This is a genomic window from Citrobacter sp. MGH103 (genome assembly GCF_001034475.2).
In the GTDB taxonomy this organism is placed as follows: Bacteria; Pseudomonadota; Gammaproteobacteria; order Enterobacterales; family Enterobacteriaceae; genus Citrobacter; species Citrobacter freundii.
In genome coordinates, this window is sequence record NZ_CP073045.1 from 113471 (window position 1) to 126286 (window position 12816).

The following is a 12816-nucleotide window of genomic DNA, read 5'->3' on the forward strand; positions in this document are numbered from 1 at the left end:
GGTTGTTTATCAGGCGGCATCAGCCAGGTTATCGGTGCGTTCAGTGGTATCCGTCTGTGGATGTGGTGCACACATCCAGCCAGGCACCCAGCAGTTGTCTTTCATATGGTGCTCTGCATGTTCAGCCGCATCACCTTTCTTCATCTTCTCTGCATCCCGTGCAGCACCGGACAGTCCTGCCTCATTCAGGGCTGCGATAATCTGCGGCTTTTTCAGGTGTCCGAAGAAGTTTGCTTTTGTCGGCTGCCACCAGTCGCGCATGTGGAATCCGATAGCGGTTTCCAGCGAGTCAAGCGGACTGCGTGACGTGTGACCACACTCACGGGTCTGGACACCGTTAAGGCTGCATGCGGTGCAGAAACTGAGCAGGGACAACAGCACCTCCTGACTGAGTGACAGGAATGTCGTCATGTCTCGTGACCATCCCTCCGGTAACAGGGCAGCAAGACGGGCTTTTTCTGCCATCAGCGCCATGAATGCGACACCTTCCTTCCCTGACGGCGCATCGCTGGTCAGCGAATAATGTTTACATTCCAGGCTGATTTGTGCCGGTTTACTGTACGCTCCGCTGCCAAACACATTCAGGCAGAGCGTCCATGCCAGCAGTGCCAGAGATTTGTCCGGTTGCTGCATAAGCGCCGCCTGGACTGCCAGCGTGCGTTCGGAAGACATTTTCGTCAGCAGTGGCAGACTGATTCCCCCCACTGACGCTTTCTCCTGCACCTGTTCCGTGCGGTCAGCGTCGTCAGCCACGTCATCCTCACTGCGCAACTGCACACCTCGCTGGACACACACGTTGCCATAACGCCAGGACACCACCACTCCACCTCCGGCACGCATCTCCGGCGTCCACGCTCTGACCTTCGCCATGCAGCGCATCAGCTTCATTTCTGCTTCCAGCAGGTCAGATTCCTCACACTGGTTTTCCAGCGCGTCGTAACGCGTCATCAGTTCGTTCAGACGTTCTTCTTCCGCCTCCGTCAGCACCGCTTCCGGCTCCGGCAGACAGCGGTATGTTCCGGCATCCTCACGGCACTCACCTACAGGCTCCATGCGTCCGGCACACCATCCCCAGCCTTCGGCTTCCCGAAGGAACTCTGCGACAGCCTGGAGTTTTTCCAGCAGGGCGGCATCGAGCGCCACGCAGTCCACATAGCCACCCTCGTCGTCGCTGAACAAATCGGTGCGCAGTTCGTCTGGCGAGAAGGCATCAGCCCCCACGAAGCGGAATTTACTGTTCCCAGCCACCGCCACTTCACTTTCGGTAATCAGGTTGCGGATAACCCGCACATCCGGTTTACCGCCCCATCCTGACTGGCAGGCGGCTTCAAACACCTGCACCTGACGCGCGGTGTCGTTCTCCAGCGCCAGCGCCTGACAGTGTTCGGTGGTGATGCGGTCTTCTGCCAGCGCATCAAGGATGACGGGTGCAAGGTCTGCCAGTTTCAGCATTCGCTGGACGTGGCGGGGTGAATAGCCCAGCAGGTCGCCAGTCTGCGCAGGTGTTTTGCCTTCCTGCGCCATTGCGCGGAATCCGGCAATCTGTTCGGCAGGGTGCATATCCCGACGATGACCGTTTTCAGTCATTGATGCGGCAGTCGCCAGTTCCTGCAGAATAACCTTCACGCGTACAGGCCAGTCAGCCGGAAGGATGTTGCGCTCTGCCAGCATGTTGAGTGCAGCCAGTCGGCGACCACCTGCGGCGACACCGTAACGGTCACCAGGCAGGGTATGCACGACCAGATTCTGCAACAGGCCAACGCCCTTAATGGACTCAGCCAGTTCGCTGACGGACTCCACAGAATACGGCACCGTGCGCACATTCAGCGGTGATTTAATCAGTGAGGCCAGCGGCACGCTCACTTCCTCCGTCTGCGCCAGCAGGGCAGACAGGACTGTTTCCTGCGTTTTTGCAGGTTTACGGCTGGATTTACGCTCCGTTTTTGCCTTAGACTCTGTAACTGACATAGTTAGTACCTCCCAAAACGGTAATAATGATTGTCTGCCGGACGTGTCCCCGTCCGGCACCTCTCTTACTTAAGAATCCCGAAATCCCTGATGACATGGTTCATCCAGTACCCGGCACCGTCCTCAAAATTCCAGGTACGCCAGACCATTGCACCGTTATTACGGACAACCAGGCGAAACTGTTCGCCGTGGTCATCCTCGATAAAGACGTTCCGGTACTGTGCGGCAACAGCTTCGGCATGTTTGCGGGTAAAAGGACCGTCAGGCAGCCCCTGAAGTATTCTGAAATATTCGCTCATTCTCATCTCTCCGGTGATGCCCCGCACAGAACGGGGCGGGGCGGTTATCACAGTCAGCCCGATCAGAACGGGATATCGTCTGAAAACCCGTAATCCTCCCCCTCCGGCGGTTGCGGCTGAGGCTCGGGCTGCGCGGCCTTACGTCCACGGCCTTTCGTTTTTGCGCCACCTTTTTTCGTACCGGCCTCCGACTGTGGTTCCGGCTGAGGCTGACCGCTGAACTGTTGCCCCTCTTCCGGCTGAGTCTGAGCACCTGCGGCACGTCCCAGCATCTGCATGGTGCCTGTGGTCTTAACAAGAATTTCGGTGACGTAACGGGTGATACCGTTATCTTCCCAGCTACGGGTGCGAAGCTGACCTTCGATGTAGACCTGCGCGCCCTTGCGCAGATATTCGCCAGCCACTTCCGCGAGCTTGCCGAACAGCACCACGCGATGCCATTCTGTCTGCTCCCGCATCTCCCCTGTCTGTTTGTCACGCCAGGTTTCCGACGTGGCGACCTGCAGGTTTGCCACTGCGCCCCCGTTGGGGATGTAACGGACTTCCGGATCTTTTCCCAGGCGTCCTACGAGAATGACCTTGTTAATGCCACGAACTGCCATGATGTGCCTCCTTCTGTTGATGTTTTCAGCCCCCATCATCTTTTGAGTTTCGGGAGCCGCGGTTTTGACGTTTTGCGGGGACCTGCCTTTTGTTCCCTCCGGTATTCACCATCACCTTTTTGAGAACCTTCGCCGCATGGGGCATCACTGCCACGGACGGAAACGACTGTCCGGGGGCAGACCGCAAAAGTTTTTGCCTGCTTCTGGGCAAAAAGTTTTGCGGGATGTGCATTTCACCCCTGGACTGGCGGAGACGGTTGTGGCTGTCTTTGCCCCCGGCGACAGGGGCTTAAACAGGTGAATGGCACCGGACAGAACAACGGGCAGGGACCCGCCGCAACGACGTGAAGCGCGGTTTGCGAAACGGCGTTGCCCCTTACATCCCGGCGGTCTTTTGCCGGGATGCCAGGAGCGCAGGCCACGGCGCGACAGAGGCGGCGCGACCGGAACGGTCGCTGCAAGCCAGGGGTTTTCACGCATCGGACCGTAGCGACAGCCCGAAACCGCGCCAGCGGGTTCGGCGGAGACTGGCAGGTGCGCCAGCAGCTGCCTGTCGGAGTCGGGCCTGACGACCGGATGCCGCCAGGCAGCCGGGAGCCGAAGGTGCGCCCGGCAGACAGGACAACACTGCAGTAGTCAGAATCAGAGCAGCAGGAAAAAGAAGAACAGTAGCAGTAGCAGTAGCAGTAGCAGTAGCAGTAGCAGTAGCAGTAGCAGTAGCAGGAACAACAACATCAGTAACAGACAAATGACAGGCATGAAGAAACAGAAGCCCCCATCAGAACGTCCGCGTAATGAAAGGGGCGGCGCGTGAGCGCGGCCCCTTTCAGCGCCACCGGCGCGCGTTTTTTCCCGGCGCGGGCAGACAGGCATTTATCCTCCCGCCGGCCCTGTGTCATCAGGCACGCAGACGAATAATCATCGTCGGGACATCGGTATAAGCAAACGTGCCGCGCGGCAGCTCCTCGCGGACGTCAGAAAACGGTAACAGCTTCTCCTGCTGGCGTGGTCCGTTGAGACAGACGGCGACCAGCACGCCACCCGGACGCAACAGGGAAAAGGCCCGCAGGATATGCCGGATATCCTGCCCGTGGCTGAACGGCGGATTCATGATAACCCGGCTGTAATACTGCACCGGCAGCCATTCCATGAAGTCGCCACACTGAACCCTGACACCGTTAAAATTTTCCCGCAGATACCGGACCAGCCCGCTGTTGATTTCCACCGCATCACACATGGCCCCCGGCGCGGTATCCCGAATCGCCCGCAGTATGGCCCCGGTGCCGGCAGAGGGTTCCAGAATGTGATCACGGTTGCTGATCTCCGCCAGCATCACCAGGCGATCACAGACCGGGGCAGGAGTCACAAAAAGCTGAGATTCAGCCCGGATTTCAGCAACCGGCGCGGCGTTATCCAGCCTTGCGCGCATCAGCCGGATACGTTCTCTTAACTGACTGTGCATATCATTATCTCCGTCATCCCCCGGGGATTTTCCCGGGGGGATATACCTTATTTCTGTGGGATTTCCGTGATTTTCATGTCGGAGATATACACATTCACCAGGCGGAAATTATTGTCCATTGTGCGGCGGTACCGGTATGCCCCGTGGTCTTCTGCTTCTGCCACACTGCGCACGGCCTTACAGTCCCGGGGCAGGGCGGCCCACTGTGCCTTTGTCATTTCCCGGAAACCTTCCCCCGGATAGTTGACTACCGGCGGACGCTTCGCGGCCTGACTGGCGACGGCAGCCTCTTCTGCCGATGGTGCTTTGTAGTCCGTGATGCGATCGGGCGTCACTTTCATCGTGCCGCTGTACCCGAGAAAACTGTAATTTGGCGTTGTGACTGAACTCACCGCCCCGTTGCTTTTGTTCACACGGATGATGGTCAGCCACTCGCCCCGGCTGAAAACCTGTCCGCCCGGCTCAAAATCCTGTGTCCGGGTAACCACGCCGCCGCTTTCGTCCAGCATGGCACGCTCATAGATCAGGCGGTTCTGATAGTGGTTAACCCAGCGTTGTTGATGCTGAATCTGCCGTTCATGACAGCGGATCGCAATTTCGCGGGCCTGCTCCGTGGTGATGATGTCATCATCCAGGGCCGACCATAACGATCGACTTCCTTCATACTGGCTTTTTTCTGCCGGGCGCGGATACGTATCCAGCGGGAAACAGGCGCTGATATGGTCATGACTGCTGATGAGTTTTGCCATATTCAGATCCAGCGATTCAGCCCGCCACATCGTCAGATATTTCTGCGACTGCGCGATGGTCTTTTCAGCCTTGCGCAAATCAGCTTCGATTTTTTTGATACGACGCCAGCGAACGTCCGGACGTTCTTTATACTTCGCGTGAAGCAGTGCCGACCGCGCCCGCTCTTCCCAGTATTCCGCACGTTCAAAGAGCATCACGGCTCGTTTCATGCCGTTTTCAATACGCTGCGCATCACGACGGGCGCGGCGTTCGCTGTGATGCCCCACAAGAATGGGCTGACCGGGCGGGATCATCGCGGCCAGTCTTTCCACTTCATCAAGTGCCTGTGCGGATTCACTGGCCCGCTTTCCGCTGTATCCGGTAAACCGCTCCGCCCGTGCTTCCTGACGTTCAGCGAGCGTGCTGTCTTCATCCTCAATCTCTCCGGCAAGTGAGAGGAGCACGTCTTCCCGGCCCGGTGTCCAGGCTGGCGCGACAAACAGCGCCTGTTTTGGTGCCCAGCGGAAACCGGCATCATGCACTTTTTTATACGTCTCCGGGTCAAGACGTGACACGGCATACAGGCGCAGTTTGTTGTCATCCGGTGAGTAGGTCGCGCGGTACATCTGCACAGGGCTGGCGGCTTCCGGGGCGGTCATGGTGATTGCTGCTAATGTCATAAAATGTTCTCCTTCCGTCTGTTGCCGCCCCTCGCGGGGCGGCTCACCTCATCAGTTAAAAGCGCGTTTCAGTTCGAGTGTGCGGAGCACCTGCCCGAAGGCCGTGTTTTTCATGGCGGGGATGTGTACACCACGCCCCCGGTGAAAACTCCGGGCAATGTGTCGCCCGAAGGCTTTCAGCACGGGGTCAATTTCCGGCGCGGGGATGTCTTCGCGTCTGAAACGGGGATGACGGCGGGGCTTTACAGCCGCTGCGGAAGGTGAAACAATACTTACTGTCATAATTTAGCCTCTTATGACGTTAATTAATGAAACCGTAAAGACTGTTCGTGCAGTCTCTGCGGTGTGGATTAAGCAGGTCCCTGACCTGCTTTTTTCATATCTGCGTCTGACGTTCTCCGGTGTTTTCCTCCTTCTGTTCCTGCGTTCTCATTACCTGCCAGCCGGATGACTGACAGAACACATAAATGCGTATTGCCGGAGCCTGAAATAAATCCTGATTTTTAAAGAACATCACCCGTTGAGTTTCGGGAGCCGCGGTTTTGACGTTTCGCGGGAACCTGCTGCTGTATACCCTGTGGTATGAACTTCACCCGTTTGAGAACCTTCGCCGCAAGGGGCATCACTGCCACGGCCTGACGCACCTGTCCTGGGCAGAACGCAAAATTTTTTACCGGGTTTTGGGTAAAAAATTTTGTGGGCTGTTCATTTACCCTGGACAGTCAGTGCGGCAGGTTGTGGCTGTATCAGCCCCAGGCGACAGGGACTCATACGGGTGTGTGGCACCGGCAGGCAATGAGCAGGGACCCGCCGCAACGACGGAGAGCGCGTGCGCGAAACGGCGTTGCCCCTTACATCCCGGCGGCCTTTTGCCGGGATGCCGGGAGCGCAGGCCACGGCGCGACAAGGGTGGCGCGACCGGAACGGTCGCTGCAAGCCCGGGGTTTTCACGCATCGGACCGTAGCGACAGCCCGAAACCGCGCCAGCGGGTTCGGCGGAGACTGGCGGGTGCGCCAGCAGCTGCCTGTCGGAGTCGGGCCTGACGACCGGATGCCGCCAGGCAGCCGGGAGCCGAAGGTGCGCCCGGCAGACAGAACAACACTGCAGTAGTCAGAATCAGAGCAGCAGATAAAGGAACAACAACATCAGGAACAGTTCCATAACATAAGAAAGAAACACTCCTGAGTCAGACACATCACAGACGGGAAGGGTAACGGGCGACGCGCCAGCGTGGCCCGCTTCCCTTCCGGCAGGCGTCAGCCTGCCAGGGGTTTTCGCGCGGACTGACAGGCGGCCTCCACCGCCTGCCCCTGTATCACCTGTTTCTGCTACCCTGTAAGATGTAGTGACCGCCCAGGAAAACCGCCTGCTGATTCGCCACAAAATCGCAGATTTCATCAACAATCTGCGCGGTGGTGAGCGGTTTCTGCCCCATTTCACGACGCCGCGCATTAATCACGGCCCTGTAATTACGCAGAATTTCGCGGGTTTCTGTGCTGATATTCATGACATCGTCTCCCCGTCCAGCGCCTGTAACACAACGTCCATTGCTTCGCGTTCCTCCCTGACGAATGCGTCACCGTCGCCCCCGTTCTCACTCCCGACGGCATACAGGCGCTTCATTTCACTGCCTGCCAGCGCCATCACTTTTTCCAGCATCACCGCCGGGACTGTCACCTGACGGCTGGCGCGCTTTTCTTCCATCAGTTCACGAACAACGCCGTGAACAACGCTGACATCCGCACCATATTCAAAGGCATCGTCCAGCCGCTGCATGACGGTTTCCAGCTCATCGTCTGTCAGACTCCAGTCCTGGGCTATGTGACGCACATCCCCACGGGTCAGCACTACGGCAAAAACGCATTCACTGTCCGGCACGTCTGTATCCAGCACTTCGCGGATAATTTCTTTAACAGTACAGTACATGTTCTCGTCTCCTTTACAGGGGCGGCATTGCCGCCCCGTCCGTTAATCAGTCCAGAGCCGCGTAAATCGCGTTGCATTCGGGGTGAAATTCGATGTGACGCCACAACTGCGCATCGCGCATCCGGTAAAGCTGGGTCAGTCCTGCATCCCCGCTGTCGTGGTACAGCCACAACTGGCGGTTAATCACAAGGGAGGTCAGGATGATGCCTGCGGCATCAGCACTCACGGTACGATCAAACCAGTTTGCACCGTTCACCATGTGGAAACGGTCGCCATCCGGCATCATGTAACCGCCACCGTCCGGCAGGCGGATGAAGTGCCAGAAGCCTCCCTGATATTCCGGCATCATTTTTTGCGCCAGCGCGTACACATACGCCTCGGCATACAGAAAATCGTTGCCAAACAGATACGGCAGAAAGGAGAGACGGTCGCACTCTTCAACATTCAGAGTGACAGGTTTCGCATATTGCATGATGTTTTCCTCCGTTGTTCACATATTCCGCGACACCGGGCGGTGCCGTGCCTCCATAAAAGCCGGGCGAACAGGCGGGGATGCAGGGGCGCAAGGGAAGCCGCAGCCTGACGCACACGGCTGACGGGAGTTGCAGGGTGAGACCGCGAAATCTGAGCGGGTGAACGACCGGAAAATCACGGCAGACGGGAAGGAGGGACCGGGTGACCGCAGCGGCGAAGCGTACCCTTGCATCAACGCCAGCCCGGCTAAGATGGAGGCACGGCACAGCCCGCACACGACGCTGAGGCCACATAACTGAAAAACCACAAGGCCATGCCCTGCATGGCCGGGTAAAGCGGAGCCGGCGGCGACTTCCTTTGTGCTCTGTCCGGGGACCGGCAGGAAAAAGGCGGGGATTTACCCCGCCAGTGTCATCATTTCCGGATTTTTGCCAGGGCATCCGCCATGCTGCGGATTTCGGTCCGGGCTTCCCGGACCACCTCCCGCAGAACACCACGGTCAAACCAGCGGCGGGGCGGTTCATCCGGTATACGCAGCACATCGCAGGCCAGCCCACTGGACAGGATATGCTCAATACACTCACTGACCAGATACATTTCCACCGACGAAAAACGTGCTCCCCGGTTCACGATGGCATCGAGCACCACGGGCAGGTTTTCGTCATCTTCATCGAGCCAGCAGGGGTGATCGCTTTCCTTCACGACCAGGCGAAAGCGGCGCGTCTGGCGGGTCAGCAACGTCTGACCGGTGGTGGTCAGCGCCGCACGGATACGCCGCGCATCTTCTGCCACCTGGTAACAGATGCTTCGTACCGCATCGTGCACCGCATCAAGAACAGCCCTGATTTCGTCTTCGGTCAGCCATTCTCCGGCATACGGGAAAGACACCTGCGTTCCGTCTGCCGGAAGTACCGGCAGCGACTGCCACTGACTGCCGGACAGTACCAGTTCCGCCCCGGTTCCGGTCAGTCTCTGAATGGCGGAGGCCAGGAGCGGCGGCAGTACGCCGCCGTGACGGTTGATAAGTAACGTCGCCAGCCGGGGCGCATCCAGCCGCACGTAAATGCTGATCCAGCCCGGATAGTTCGGATTTCGCTGGTCAACATCCGTCTCTTCCGGCCAGCCCTGCGCCAGCAGCAGGTTACGGGCGTGACGACAAATCAGTGCGTTCAGCGTGCTGTTTTCGTTCATGATTAAGCGTTCTCCCTGTATCGCCGCCCGCAGGGCAGGCGGCGATAACATCAGTTGTTTTCGTGTGTGTTGTTTTTCAGCAGGGTGCGGGCCTGATTAACCACCGCCTGACGGCGGGTAACGCATTCCGGGACGGCGAGGCCGTTATCACGGGCGGCCCACTCACGTTTCCACAGTGCCTGTTCAGCGGTCTGAATCAGGGACGCCAGCAGTTCAGCAGGGACGGTCACCTGGCGGTTTTCGCTCACGTTGCTGATAATCTCCATCACCGCGGCGGAAGAAATACCGGATTCAGTCCGCTGGTCTTCCGGGATGTCCTCCATGCGCGCCAGGACGGTCCTGATTTCATGATCGGTCAGAGAAATTTCCATACCGTCAGCCAGTGCCTGAATCTCTTCCGGGGACCAGATAACCAGCATCAGCGGCGCGTCTCCCGGATACTTTGCTGCCAGCTCCCGGCATAGCGTTTCGCATGTTCCGTACATTCTCGTCTCCTTCTCAATCTTTGAAGCAGGAATCCAGTTCCAGAATTTCGGTATACGCCTCCATAAACAGGCGATTGGCGCGATACAGCGTCTGGCGTGTCAGGCGTTCAACAAGCACATCGGAATCAAAGCGACAGCGATGCTCCATATCGTTCAGCCTGGCCCGAAGGTCACACATGGTGTTGGCCACCTCCGCCACGTCGGCGCGAAGTTTTTCGTGTCCGGCATAGTTCATTTACGCAGCCTCCGGCATAAACCAGTCATCATTCGCGGCCCCCTGCTGCATGGCCCGTTGCACGGCGGCAAGGCGTTGCTGCCCGGCACGGTGATACTGCTCAAGCAGCTCGATACCGATATACCGGCGTCCGGACTGGAGGGCGGCGACGCAGGTTGAGCCGCTGCCTGCAAACGGGTCCAGCACAATTGCGTTCGGGTGTGTGAAGCTCTCAATCAGCGGTTGCAGGCTGGTAACGGGCTTTTCCGTCGGGTGATGACGATTGCCAGAATATTTCCAGCCCAGCACGTCCGGCAGCGGGTTTTGTGGCAGACGTGGACGGCCTTTTGCCAGGATGTAGGCGCATTCGTGGCGATAGCCCACATATGCGGCCTTCGATGTGTAGTTTTTGGTGAAGACCAGGTGACCAACAACGCTGAATCCCGCATTTTTCCAGGCGGCCATAAAGCGATCGACGCGGTTCCAGCCGTAGAAGCTCACCATCAGCGCGTCTTTTTTGAGTACGCGGTACATTTCATTACAGGCCGGTTGCAGCCATTCATCGGTTTTATCGCCGGCGATGGTGCGCCCGGAACGGTCACGAAAACCGACGAGATATGGCGGGTCAGTTAATATGAAATCAATGGCGTTATCAGGGATACGCGTCATAACATCGATGCAGTTACCAAGGACAAAACGGGACATAACAACGCTCCTTCTCTTACAGAGGGCACCGGGAGGGCCCCCCTGTGGTGCCCGTTCCCCGCTGCCTGTGGGCTGTTCACCGCGTCCGGTAACGGGTCAGGCCGACCGTGGAATATCGCAGCCGTCGTCTTTTTGACGGCGAGAATATGCCGCGAAAGCGGCTTGAAGGGCGTTCATCAGAAAAGGGCGACAGGCTGGCGTACACTGTCACCGGTGCCAGCCGGGAGCAGTAAAAGCGCCCGTCCCGTGCCCGCCGGACGCGGGACACTGACCACAGGCAGCGTTCCTGCCGCGCCGCGTCAGCCGGCGCAGTAAAAAGAGGAGCACGGCGACATCCTTTGTCGGAAAAGAAACGGGCGGTTGCCCGCCCGTCTCCGTCATACTTCATCCCCCGTAATGCGCCACCTTGTCGACTATCCACTCCGGCGCGGTGACTTCCGGCAGCTCATCATCATCTGTCGGGGAAGACCATTCCAGTTCCCCCCACAGCACATCAACAAGCTCTCCACGCTCATATCGCTGCCAGCCACAGAAATTGCAGCCCTGTTCGGCGTACCAGTGCTCCAGCGTGCAGCCGAAACGGCGGCTTAATTCTGCAACAACGTTGCTTTCCGGCTGACACCACGGCGTGTCGAAATCCACTTGAATGAAGTTTTCTCCCTGACGGCTGATATTCACCTCATACCCCACAGGCCACTTCACGCCATACTGTTCCGTATACCAGTGATACGCAGAAGGAACACCGTTCAGAACACCACCGTTAAAGCCATTCACTTCAACATCCAGGCGGGTGGGCAGAACCGTCAGCAGGTCAAACGGCATGGTTTTTTCCGGCAGTACATTGTCACACAGACGGTTCCACCACACCGATACATCCTCGTTACTCCAGAAGCCACACCAGTCACCTCTTTTTGCGGTGAAATGCACGGTGATGGTTTCCCTGACCTCATCCGGTAATCCTTCCCAGCGACGCTGGCCAGTACCACTCTGCAGCCAGAGTTCATGCAGCATCAGGCAGTTTTGCTCATCCAGCAGTACACCGTTCTGCAGGTGTGTCAGCCAGCGGGTGAACGCGATATTCTCCGGCGATACAACACCACGTCCGGCATCCGTCAGTCCGGGGCACGGTTCAAACTGCACATCTTCAGTGGTCTGCAGAAGTCCGGCACTTCCGGCCAGAAACAGCTGAATACCTTCATTTGTGGCGCGGCGATAAAGCGGTGTGACGGCACCGCTGGCCAGTCGTTTAATCTCAGCAATCTGTGCCGGTTCACCAGAAAAATGCATACGATTCGAGCACCAGTTTGGCATGGGAATTCTCCTCTCACATGCGGCCTCCATCAGGCCGTGCCGCACCTGTAACCGGGCGACCGCATACGAATGCAGGTGCGGCCCCGAAGCCGCAGCGCGTGGAGGAGGAACGACGAAACGTGACCGGGTGAGGAGGCCGGCGACAGCGACACACTTGCATCGGATGCAGCCCGGTTAACGTGCCGGCACGGCCTGGGTAACCAGGTATTTTGTCCACATAACCGTGCGCAAAATGTTGTGGATAAGCAGGACACAGCAGCAATCCACAGCAGGCATACAACCGCACACCGAGGTTACTCCGTTCTACAGGTTACGACGACATGTCAATACTTGCCCTTGACAGGCATTGATGGAATCGTAGTCTCACGCTGATAGTCTGATCGACAATACAAGTGGGACCGTGGTCCCAGACCGATAATCAGACCGACAACACGAGTGGGATCGTGGTCCCAGACTAATAATCAGACCGACGATACGAGTGGGACCGTGGTCCCAGACTAATAATCAGACCGACGATACGAGTGGGACCGTGGTCCCAGACTAATAATCAGACCGACGATACGAGTGGGACCATGGTCCCAGACTAATAATCAGACCGACGATACGAGTGGGACCATGGTCCCAGACTAATAATCAGACCGACGATACGAGTGGGACCGTGGTCCCAGACTAATAATCAGACCGACGATACGAGTGGGACCGTGGTCCCAGTCTGATTATCAGACCGACGATACAAGTGGAACAGTGGGCCCAGAGAGAATATTCAGGC

Annotated in this window: 18 protein-coding genes and 2 pseudogenes; 2 read left to right on the forward strand and 18 right to left on the reverse strand. The window is 57.8% G+C overall.

The genetic code is table 11. The features are described 5' to 3' along the window. Positions 1-9: 9 nt before the first annotated feature. The 4 genes from SK33_RS26100 to SK33_RS26595 all read right to left on the reverse strand — a co-directional run bounded on the left by SK33_RS26100 (position 10) and on the right by SK33_RS26595 (position 3101). On the reverse strand, positions 10-1968 hold the full coding sequence (locus SK33_RS26100; protein ID WP_000117179.1) for a ParB/RepB/Spo0J family partition protein: 1959 nt from the start codon (positions 1966-1968) through the stop codon (positions 10-12). A gap of 65 nt (positions 1969-2033) precedes the next feature. Then, a complete protein-coding gene (locus tag SK33_RS26105; protein ID WP_000005990.1) occupies positions 2034-2267 on the reverse strand; it encodes a DUF905 family protein in 234 nt (77 codons plus the stop codon). A 62-nt stretch (positions 2268-2329) separates the two neighbouring features. Further along, a complete protein-coding gene (locus SK33_RS26110; protein ID WP_000290841.1) occupies positions 2330-2869 on the reverse strand; it encodes a single-stranded DNA-binding protein in 540 nt (179 codons plus the stop codon). A 25-nt stretch (positions 2870-2894) separates the two neighbouring features. After that, positions 2895-3101, reverse strand: coding sequence for a hypothetical protein (locus tag SK33_RS26595; RefSeq protein ID WP_000547975.1), 207 nt, complete (start codon positions 3099-3101; stop codon positions 2895-2897). 69 nt (positions 3102-3170) lie between these two features. On the opposite strand from SK33_RS26595, the pseudogene SK33_RS26835 reads away from it, so the two are divergent. Further along, positions 3171-3342: pseudogene (locus tag SK33_RS26835) on the forward strand (hypothetical protein); the annotation flags it as partial. On the opposite strand, the gene SK33_RS26600 reads toward SK33_RS26835, so the two are convergent. Genes SK33_RS26600 through SK33_RS26130 form a run of 5 tightly spaced genes read right to left on the reverse strand, consistent with a single transcriptional unit; the run spans position 3342 to position 6022 of the window. Next, positions 3342-3617 (reverse strand): hypothetical protein, encoded by a 276-nt coding sequence (locus tag SK33_RS26600; protein ID WP_071780182.1) that lies wholly within the window; start codon positions 3615-3617, stop codon positions 3342-3344. The pseudogene SK33_RS26835 and the gene SK33_RS26600 overlap by 1 nt on opposite strands. Next, entirely contained in the window at positions 3512-3742 is a 231-nt protein-coding gene (locus SK33_RS26115) for a hypothetical protein (protein ID WP_021526513.1), read from the reverse strand. The genes SK33_RS26600 and SK33_RS26115 overlap by 106 nt, the downstream gene beginning before the upstream one ends. Before the next feature lie 25 nt (positions 3743-3767). Beyond that, on the reverse strand, positions 3768-4331 hold the full coding sequence (locus SK33_RS26120) for a methyltransferase (protein WP_001348621.1): 564 nt from the start codon (positions 4329-4331) through the stop codon (positions 3768-3770). A gap of 47 nt (positions 4332-4378) precedes the next feature. Further along, positions 4379-5740: a DUF3560 domain-containing protein gene (locus SK33_RS26125; RefSeq protein ID WP_000170714.1), complete on the reverse strand. Its 1362-nt coding sequence runs from the start codon at positions 5738-5740 to the stop codon at positions 4379-4381. Positions 5741-5791: 51 nt separating this feature from the next. Further along, positions 5792-6022, reverse strand: coding sequence for a hypothetical protein (locus SK33_RS26130; protein ID WP_000218642.1), 231 nt, complete (start codon positions 6020-6022; stop codon positions 5792-5794). 513 nt (positions 6023-6535) lie between these two features. Here SK33_RS26130 and SK33_RS26840 point away from each other — a divergent pair. Next, positions 6536-6690 (forward strand): annotated as a pseudogene (locus SK33_RS26840) (hypothetical protein); the annotation flags it as partial. Between the two features lie 366 nt (positions 6691-7056). Here SK33_RS26840 and SK33_RS26135 read toward each other — a convergent pair. From SK33_RS26135 to SK33_RS26175, 9 genes are all read right to left on the reverse strand, one after another. Then, positions 7057-7248, reverse strand: a complete 192-nt coding sequence (locus SK33_RS26135; RefSeq protein ID WP_001027516.1) for a hypothetical protein — start codon at positions 7246-7248, stop codon at positions 7057-7059. Then, positions 7245-7667, reverse strand: a complete 423-nt coding sequence (locus SK33_RS26140; RefSeq protein ID WP_000271753.1) for a DUF1380 family protein — start codon at positions 7665-7667, stop codon at positions 7245-7247. Before SK33_RS26140 ends, SK33_RS26135 begins: the two co-directional genes overlap by 4 nt. 46 nt (positions 7668-7713) lie before the next feature. After that, positions 7714-8139: an antirestriction protein gene (locus SK33_RS26145; RefSeq protein ID WP_001198928.1), complete on the reverse strand. Its 426-nt coding sequence runs from the start codon at positions 8137-8139 to the stop codon at positions 7714-7716. 416 nt (positions 8140-8555) lie between these two features. Next, positions 8556-9332 carry a hypothetical protein gene (locus SK33_RS26150; RefSeq protein WP_001753849.1) on the reverse strand — a complete coding sequence of 259 codons (777 nt, stop codon included), beginning with the start codon at positions 9330-9332 and terminating at the stop codon, positions 8556-8558. 50 nt (positions 9333-9382) lie between these two features. Then, on the reverse strand, positions 9383-9901 hold the full coding sequence (locus tag SK33_RS26155) for a DUF1380 family protein (protein ID WP_123325260.1): 519 nt from the start codon (positions 9899-9901) through the stop codon (positions 9383-9385). Continuing rightward, positions 9831-10052 carry a hypothetical protein gene (locus SK33_RS26160; protein ID WP_001104873.1) on the reverse strand — a complete coding sequence of 74 codons (222 nt, stop codon included), beginning with the start codon at positions 10050-10052 and terminating at the stop codon, positions 9831-9833. Before SK33_RS26160 ends, SK33_RS26155 begins: the two co-directional genes overlap by 71 nt. Beyond that, on the reverse strand, positions 10053-10736 hold the full coding sequence (locus SK33_RS26165) for a DNA methylase (protein ID WP_000086185.1): 684 nt from the start codon (positions 10734-10736) through the stop codon (positions 10053-10055). A gap of 76 nt (positions 10737-10812) precedes the next feature. Beyond that, a complete protein-coding gene (locus SK33_RS26170) occupies positions 10813-11124 on the reverse strand; it encodes a hypothetical protein (protein WP_011254640.1) in 312 nt (103 codons plus the stop codon). Then, on the reverse strand, positions 11121-12023 hold the full coding sequence (locus SK33_RS26175; protein ID WP_001348615.1) for a DUF1281 domain-containing protein: 903 nt from the start codon (positions 12021-12023) through the stop codon (positions 11121-11123). The genes SK33_RS26170 and SK33_RS26175 overlap by 4 nt, the downstream gene beginning before the upstream one ends. Positions 12024-12816: the final 793 nt, after the last annotated feature.

Coding starts and splice junctions, on each gene's coding strand:
- SK33_RS26120 (WP_001348621.1), bottom strand. CDS start 4,331: ATGCACAGTCAGTTAAGAGAACGTATCCGGCTGATGCGCGCAAGGCTG.
- SK33_RS26145 (WP_001198928.1), bottom strand. CDS start 8,139: ATGCAATATGCGAAACCTGTCACTCTGAATGTTGAAGAGTGCGACCGT.
- SK33_RS26110 (WP_000290841.1), bottom strand. CDS start 2,869: ATGGCAGTTCGTGGCATTAACAAGGTCATTCTCGTAGGACGCCTGGGA.
- SK33_RS26170 (WP_011254640.1), bottom strand. CDS start 11,124: ATGAAGTATGACGGAGACGGGCGGGCAACCGCCCGTTTCTTTTCCGAC.
- SK33_RS26130 (WP_000218642.1), bottom strand. CDS start 6,022: ATGACAGTAAGTATTGTTTCACCTTCCGCAGCGGCTGTAAAGCCCCGC.
- SK33_RS26125 (WP_000170714.1), bottom strand. CDS start 5,740: ATGACATTAGCAGCAATCACCATGACCGCCCCGGAAGCCGCCAGCCCT.
- SK33_RS26160 (WP_001104873.1), bottom strand. CDS start 10,052: ATGAACTATGCCGGACACGAAAAACTTCGCGCCGACGTGGCGGAGGTG.
- SK33_RS26140 (WP_000271753.1), bottom strand. CDS start 7,667: ATGTACTGTACTGTTAAAGAAATTATCCGCGAAGTGCTGGATACAGAC.
- SK33_RS26105 (WP_000005990.1), bottom strand. CDS start 2,267: ATGAGCGAATATTTCAGAATACTTCAGGGGCTGCCTGACGGTCCTTTT.
- SK33_RS26595 (WP_000547975.1), bottom strand. CDS start 3,101: ATGCACATCCCGCAAAACTTTTTGCCCAGAAGCAGGCAAAAACTTTTG.
- SK33_RS26165 (WP_000086185.1), bottom strand. CDS start 10,736: ATGTCCCGTTTTGTCCTTGGTAACTGCATCGATGTTATGACGCGTATC.
- SK33_RS26100 (WP_000117179.1), bottom strand. CDS start 1,968: ATGTCAGTTACAGAGTCTAAGGCAAAAACGGAGCGTAAATCCAGCCGT.
- SK33_RS26135 (WP_001027516.1), bottom strand. CDS start 7,248: ATGAATATCAGCACAGAAACCCGCGAAATTCTGCGTAATTACAGGGCC.
- SK33_RS26115 (WP_021526513.1), bottom strand. CDS start 3,742: ATGCCTGTCTGCCCGCGCCGGGAAAAAACGCGCGCCGGTGGCGCTGAA.
- SK33_RS26175 (WP_001348615.1), bottom strand. CDS start 12,023: ATGCATTTTTCTGGTGAACCGGCACAGATTGCTGAGATTAAACGACTG.
- SK33_RS26150 (WP_001753849.1), bottom strand. CDS start 9,332: ATGAACGAAAACAGCACGCTGAACGCACTGATTTGTCGTCACGCCCGT.